Raw genomic sequence first — 5,478 nt, 5'->3', positions numbered from 1 at the left:
ATTTAGAGCTAAAACGAGAGTTTTGTGTATTTTTATAAAAGTATAAGTTTAACCGAAAAACTTGCGCATTTTAGCTCGCCACTTTCGTTATGCGCGAGACGTTGGCTTTAATTTAGAAATATGAAATTCATCAGTTATACATTTTTAATAATTATGATTTTAACGTCAAAACAATCTGATTCTAAGAAGATGTATATCAACTTAGCAAAATCCATCATTGAGAATAATGATGAAGAACAAATAAATTCACTAAAATCAAAATTTAAGACATATAAAAAAGATCCTAGCACGGTGTTTTCAGATGGATGGTATTATTACGACACCAAAAATCAAAAATACCAGAAATCCAGAGGAACGACCGATGGTTTAAAAAATAATATTTATTGGTTTCTATTAATTGATAACCTACACTTCGGACACTACATTTGGGAAATTGATTGGAAACAGCCAGAAAAAGAAATACTTGGTGTCATTGAGATTTTAGCTGAGAAAAAAGGTTATGAACTTCCAAATATTGCTTCTGCACAAGACAGAAAAAATTTGGATGCTGGTGGCAAATTGACTTTCTATAACAAATTTCTGAAGGTAAATGGATTTACGTTGGTCAATCTCTATATTGATAGCGATAGTTATGTCACAGCACTAATTAAAGAAGATAATTTTAAAAAGATTTCCAAACTTGCAAATTTGACTGGAAACAAAATAATTGAATATTAAAACTAAAGCCAATCGAGTGGATGGCTCCGCCTTCAAATGACGGAGTGCACCCCTCACACCACCGTACGTGCGGGTCTCGCATACGGCGGTTCAAAAATGAAACTCATCGGTTATAATATTCGATTAAACTAACATAACCCTTCAACTTTAATCGTTTTACGGTTATAGTGGTTCGCAAAATAGGGCTCTGGGCTACTGCCCAACCTCCCATTCTGGTACGACTCCAGGCATAGGCTTGATCTGGATTTACACCCAATCGAATAAGATTTTTCCGTTTTCGTTCGGGCTTTTTCTCCCGAAGCTTCGGGACCAGATGCAGTACCGTAAACGGTTTCTTAGCCATTCTTCCAGCTTTTTAAGCTTTCCTTGAATGGAGGTAGGTTTGAAGTAATTTATCCAGCCCCGCAGTAGCAGGTTGATCCGTTGGATACATTCTTCAAAATTGGCAGGAATCGTCTTTTTGGTTAGATGTTTAAGTTTTGCCTCAAATTCTTTCCATTTCGATAATCCAGCCACCAGTTGATATTTGCCTTTTTCCCCTTTCTTGTAGGTTGGTACAAAACCAAACCTCAATACTTGAAAATCTAAAGGTTTACGTATACCACTTTTCTCCCTATTTATGGGAAACTGGAGCTTGTCCCGCAAGAACTTGTAGATGCTGTTGCCTACTCGTTTTGCAGCTTTCTTACTCCTGAGGTAAATACTGAAATCATCGGCATATCTTTCAAACTTTACTTGTGGGTGGTACTTCTCTAACCACTTGTCAAAAACAAAGTGCAAGAAGATGTTTGCCAATAGTGGACTTATTACTCCTCCCTGTGGTGTGCCTTTGACTCGCTTCTCTATCGTACCATCTTTCTTTTGAATGGGGGCTTCCAACCAACGTTTTACGTACAGATGAATGTGCTTTTTGTCTGTAAACCGACTTAATGCCTTCATCATCAACTCATGGTCTATCTCATCAAAGAAGCTTTTTATGTCCAAATCAATCGCCCAATCCATTTTCATGCAGTTTTCCCTGCATTGTCTTATGGCTTGGTGGGCTGACTTATGAGGGCGGTAGCCATACGAACTTGCACTAAAGTGTTTGTCCGCAATAGTTTCCAATTCTTCTCTGATAACCATTTGAGCCGTGCGGTCTTGCACCGTTGGTATGCCCAATTTTCTTACCCTGCCATCAAACTTGGGTATGGCTACTTCGCGAACAGCTTTGGGATAGTAACTGCCACTTGCCAAACGATTCCATACCGGATATAAATACTTCCTCGCTTGTAAGGACACTTCTTTTATGGACATTTTATCCACTCCAGAGGCTCCTCCGTTACTTCTTACCTTCTGAAAGGCTTCCCGTACCTGTCGCTTATCTATCGGTTGCGACTTTTGTTTCTCCTCGAAAATCATCCTAAATTTTCATCTAGTTGTAATAAAAATTGAAACTGTTAAGTCAGTCCCTTCGCTACTTCCTGGTTTCCCAAGCTATCATCACTACTACGGACTAATCCGCCACTAATAAGCAGTATCGCTACTTTCTGCCTTGCCCTTCGGGGTTGTAGCATTTTGGAACTAACTCTTAGCTTCTCCTGTTCCGTAATTGAGCCGTCTAGTAAAGCTCCTGCCCTCTTTATGCCGATTGCCACTTGACCAATATTCCAAGTTACGCTCGTCAAGTTCTGTCTCGCAGGACCGCCCATCCTTTGATATTGACAATACTAAAGTTGTTTACGACACTTCTATAAGGGTTCACTCTCATCTCGTTCAGCTTCTTTACTCCTACCAGAGCTCGCTACTTACCCTACAAACGGCAGTAGTGCCTTTGACCATATCGCTCAAAACCAAGTCGTGAAAACTAAGCCCCCTAAGGCGGTTTGACTAATATGCCTGAACATCTTAGCCGAGAGACCTTCTCTCATCTCAGTTACAGTTTGCTGTTCATTCTCAAAGAACTAATTCTTATCTTGCGTCCTTGAACAGCGCAGGACACACAACCGTTGCCCAACAATGGCTATAGTAATGCGGGATTTATAGCTAGATTGAACATTTCGTCACGTAACAAAATCTTGAGCAAAATGAAATTTTCGTCTTCGAAAACCCACACTACGCTTATACTTGCCGTTGGTAGCAATACAAAATATTGCACAAATCATATTTTGTACATATATTTGTACTCTAATAAATACTGAATTATGCAAATTACAACTGTTTCTGACTTTAGGAAAGACCTCAAAACGTATTTGGACAGAGTTATAAAAAACTTTGAAACTCTAATAATTAATCGTGGAAAAGATTCTGGAATTGTTGTTATGTCATTGGAAGAATATAATTCTCTAATGGCTACAAATCACGAGCTATCATCACGAAAGAACGAATTACGCTTGGATTCTGCTATTGACAAACTAAAAAATGGAAAGTCGTTTACAAGAGATTTAATCGAAGACTAATATGAAATATATATTTGTTGACGAATCTTGGGAAGACTATCTATACTGGCAGAAAACGGACAAGAGAAAATTAAAAAAAATAAATGAACTATTAAAAGACATTGCAAGGAACCCATTTGACGGAATTGGAAAACCAGAACCTTTAAGACACAAGTACGCAGGATTTTGGTCAAGACGAATTGATAGTGAACATAGACTAATATACCAATTCAAAGAAGGAGAAATTTTAATCGCAAAATGCAGATTTCACTATGACTGAAAAAATACTGTACACAATAACTAAGCGTTCCCCAATGAAAAATCGGGGCAAGCTGTGTGGCCGGTACAGCCTGTCCCGACCTCTTTTTTCGGGAGCCTAACATGAACGCCGTGTTGACTAACCCGGCTGTTTTTCGGTTGGTACTATGGAGATTAATCTATTGCTGTGCTGCTCCTTTAGAGATGATTAGCAACATTTCTTTTCTTAGCGGTAGACTTAGGATACCCAAAAAGCTTATAAATTGAACCTCTTTGCGTATTGAATGGTTTATGGCTATCCCCGCTAGTGCGCGATGGCATCGCATTCTCTCTGCATTATCAATCAATTCAGCCTCAACAACCTAAAGCTAAACTTATCTTATATATACCCAATTACTGGGTTGAGCTTTATCCAGTACAAAATGGTAATAAAAGAGTATATTTGAGAGATTATAACTCATTATCATTAATATGAAAAAAATACTCACAACATTTCTACTACTGATTTTAATCTTACCAATTTATTCGCAGGATAAAAGTCAAAAAAGAATTCTTGATTATGATTTAAATTCAGATTTAGATGAACTAAAGAAGGCTGGGTACGGAGAAAAAGAATTGAGAGTCTTGGGGGTAATTCTAACAGAGAGAATAAATGAAAATAAGAATATTGATACCCTAACAGTTGAAAATTGCTTGCCCCTAATTTTAAAACATAAGCTTTACAATAGTGATTTTATTAAATCAGTGGATAAGCAAAATTATTCTAATAAAAGAGACAAATTGATTCAGTTTAATGATTTAACAATACTTGAAAACATTAATAAGGTTGATTACGGAATTATTGTATTTTGTAACACAGGTTCAATAAATTGTGATAGTTTTCTAACCGATTTAAATTGTGATATTGGAATTCAATTTCTGGAGAAAAATAAATTGTACTATTATGATTTATTTAAAAAAGAGCAATTTGATTATTTAGTTAAAAGACAAAAGGAACTTCTGGATTCAAATGCTCAACCACATTTTGCAGTTGTGAAAAACGGAAAAATTATTAATGATTTCATTGGATATAGAAAATTATACGAATTGTTAGATAAACTGAATAATTAAAATACTAATGGCAATAACTTAGCCTTCCCCGATAAAAAATCGAGGCAAGCTGTGTGGCCGGTATAGCTTACCCCCCCAGCTGCAGCCCCATGGCATCGCATTTTTTTTGCATTATCAATCAATTCAGCCTCAACAACCTAAAGCTAAACTTATCTTATATATACCCAATTACTGGGTTGAGCTTTATCCAGTACAAAATGGTAATAAAAAAGTTTATTTGAGTGGATATAAGCAGTTGGGTGTAATTTGAGCGAAAATTTGCAAATTTGACTATTTTACCAAAATTTGGTATATTTGAGTAAAATTAAAACGAAATGAAAAATACATCAATATCGCTCGGAAATTATTTTGACCAGTTTGTAAAAACTCAAGTTTCTACTGGACGTTACAAAAACGTAAGTGAAGTTATCAGGGCTGGACTTCGATTATTGGAAAATGAAGAAAGTAAAGTTACTGCGTTAAGAAATGCTATTCAAGAAGGAATAGATAGCGGAATTGCTCACGATTTCGACCCTAAAAAAAATCTTGAGGAGTTAAAAGCTAAACGCAAACAGAATGGCTAAATACGAATTGACCAATAAGGCTGTAGCTGACTTAAATGGTATTTGGGAATATACAGTTGAAAATTGATCTGAAAATCAAGCCGACAAATATTATGATATGCTTTTGGATATTTGCCAAGACATAGCTGACAATCCAGAACTTGGAAAAAATTATAATGAAATTAAATCTGACCTTTTCGGACTAAAAGCTAATCGACACATTATATTTTATCAAAAATCCGAAGTAAAACCAATCGAAATAATGAGAATTTTGCACGAGCGAATGGACTTGAAAAAAAGAATAACCGAATAAAAAAAACGTTGTACAACAACTAAGCGTTCCCCAATGAAAAATCGGGGCAAGCTGTGTGGCCGGTACAGCCTGTCCCGACTTCTTTTTTCGGGAGCCTAACATGAACGCCGTGTTGACTAAT

7 protein-coding genes and 1 pseudogene are annotated in these 5,478 nt (G+C 36.5%); 6 read left to right on the top strand and 2 right to left on the bottom strand.

Annotation, left to right across the window (positions count from 1 at the left end; genetic code table 11):
• Positions 1-120 precede the first annotated feature (120 nt).
• On the top strand, positions 121-717 hold the full coding sequence (locus ACFSQ0_RS07305; RefSeq protein ID WP_379046318.1) for a DUF6630 family protein: 597 nt from the start codon (positions 121-123) through the stop codon (positions 715-717).
• A 103-nt stretch (positions 718-820) separates the two neighbouring features.
• On the opposite strand, the gene ACFSQ0_RS07300 is transcribed toward ACFSQ0_RS07305, so the two are convergent.
• Both ACFSQ0_RS07300 and ltrA read right to left on the bottom strand, forming a co-directional pair.
• Entirely contained in the window at positions 821-973 is a 153-nt protein-coding gene (locus tag ACFSQ0_RS07300) for a hypothetical protein (protein ID WP_379046315.1), read from the bottom strand.
• Positions 964-2,118: a group II intron reverse transcriptase/maturase gene (ltrA, locus tag ACFSQ0_RS07295; protein ID WP_379046312.1), complete on the bottom strand. Its 1,155-nt coding sequence runs from the start codon at positions 2,116-2,118 to the stop codon at positions 964-966. The genes ACFSQ0_RS07300 and ltrA overlap by 10 nt, the downstream gene beginning before the upstream one ends.
• A 782-nt stretch (positions 2,119-2,900) precedes the next feature.
• On the opposite strand from ltrA, the gene ACFSQ0_RS07290 reads away from it, so the two are divergent.
• The 5 genes and pseudogenes from ACFSQ0_RS07290 (at position 2,901) to ACFSQ0_RS07270 (ending at position 5,357) form a co-directional block, all read left to right on the top strand.
• Positions 2,901-3,155, top strand: coding sequence for a type II toxin-antitoxin system Phd/YefM family antitoxin (locus ACFSQ0_RS07290; RefSeq protein ID WP_379046309.1), 255 nt, complete (start codon positions 2,901-2,903; stop codon positions 3,153-3,155).
• Position 3,156: 1 nt separating this feature from the next.
• Positions 3,157-3,414: a Txe/YoeB family addiction module toxin gene (locus ACFSQ0_RS07285; RefSeq protein ID WP_379046307.1), complete on the top strand. Its 258-nt coding sequence runs from the start codon at positions 3,157-3,159 to the stop codon at positions 3,412-3,414.
• A 449-nt stretch (positions 3,415-3,863) separates the two neighbouring features.
• Complete coding sequence (locus ACFSQ0_RS07280) at positions 3,864-4,502, top strand: hypothetical protein (protein ID WP_379046304.1); 639 nt, start codon at positions 3,864-3,866, stop codon at positions 4,500-4,502.
• Between the two features lie 314 nt (positions 4,503-4,816).
• Positions 4,817-5,065, top strand: a complete 249-nt coding sequence (locus ACFSQ0_RS07275; RefSeq protein WP_379046243.1) for a type II toxin-antitoxin system ParD family antitoxin — start codon at positions 4,817-4,819, stop codon at positions 5,063-5,065.
• A pseudogene (locus tag ACFSQ0_RS07270) lies at positions 5,058-5,357 on the top strand (type II toxin-antitoxin system RelE/ParE family toxin). The gene ACFSQ0_RS07275 and the pseudogene ACFSQ0_RS07270 overlap by 8 nt, the downstream one beginning before the upstream one ends.
• Positions 5,358-5,478: the final 121 nt, after the last annotated feature.

It is taken from the genome of Mesonia sediminis, assembly GCF_042684705.1.
Taxonomy (GTDB): domain Bacteria; phylum Bacteroidota; class Bacteroidia; order Flavobacteriales; family Flavobacteriaceae; genus Mesonia; species Mesonia sediminis.
The sequence above is the reverse complement of the archived record's forward strand: the minus strand, read 5'-3'. Positions and strand labels throughout refer to the sequence as shown.

What these genes read in the sequence shown, in the direction of transcription:
- ACFSQ0_RS07305 (WP_379046318.1), top strand. Translation starts at nt 121, where the DNA reads ATGAAATTCATCAGTTATACATTTTTAATAATTATGATTTTAACGTCA.
- ltrA (WP_379046312.1), bottom strand. Translation starts at nt 2,118, where the DNA reads ATGATTTTCGAGGAGAAACAAAAGTCGCAACCGATAGATAAGCGACAG.
- ACFSQ0_RS07285 (WP_379046307.1), top strand. Translation starts at nt 3,157, where the DNA reads ATGAAATATATATTTGTTGACGAATCTTGGGAAGACTATCTATACTGG.
- ACFSQ0_RS07290 (WP_379046309.1), top strand. Translation starts at nt 2,901, where the DNA reads ATGCAAATTACAACTGTTTCTGACTTTAGGAAAGACCTCAAAACGTAT.
- ACFSQ0_RS07280 (WP_379046304.1), top strand. Translation starts at nt 3,864, where the DNA reads ATGAAAAAAATACTCACAACATTTCTACTACTGATTTTAATCTTACCA.
- ACFSQ0_RS07275 (WP_379046243.1), top strand. Translation starts at nt 4,817, where the DNA reads ATGAAAAATACATCAATATCGCTCGGAAATTATTTTGACCAGTTTGTA.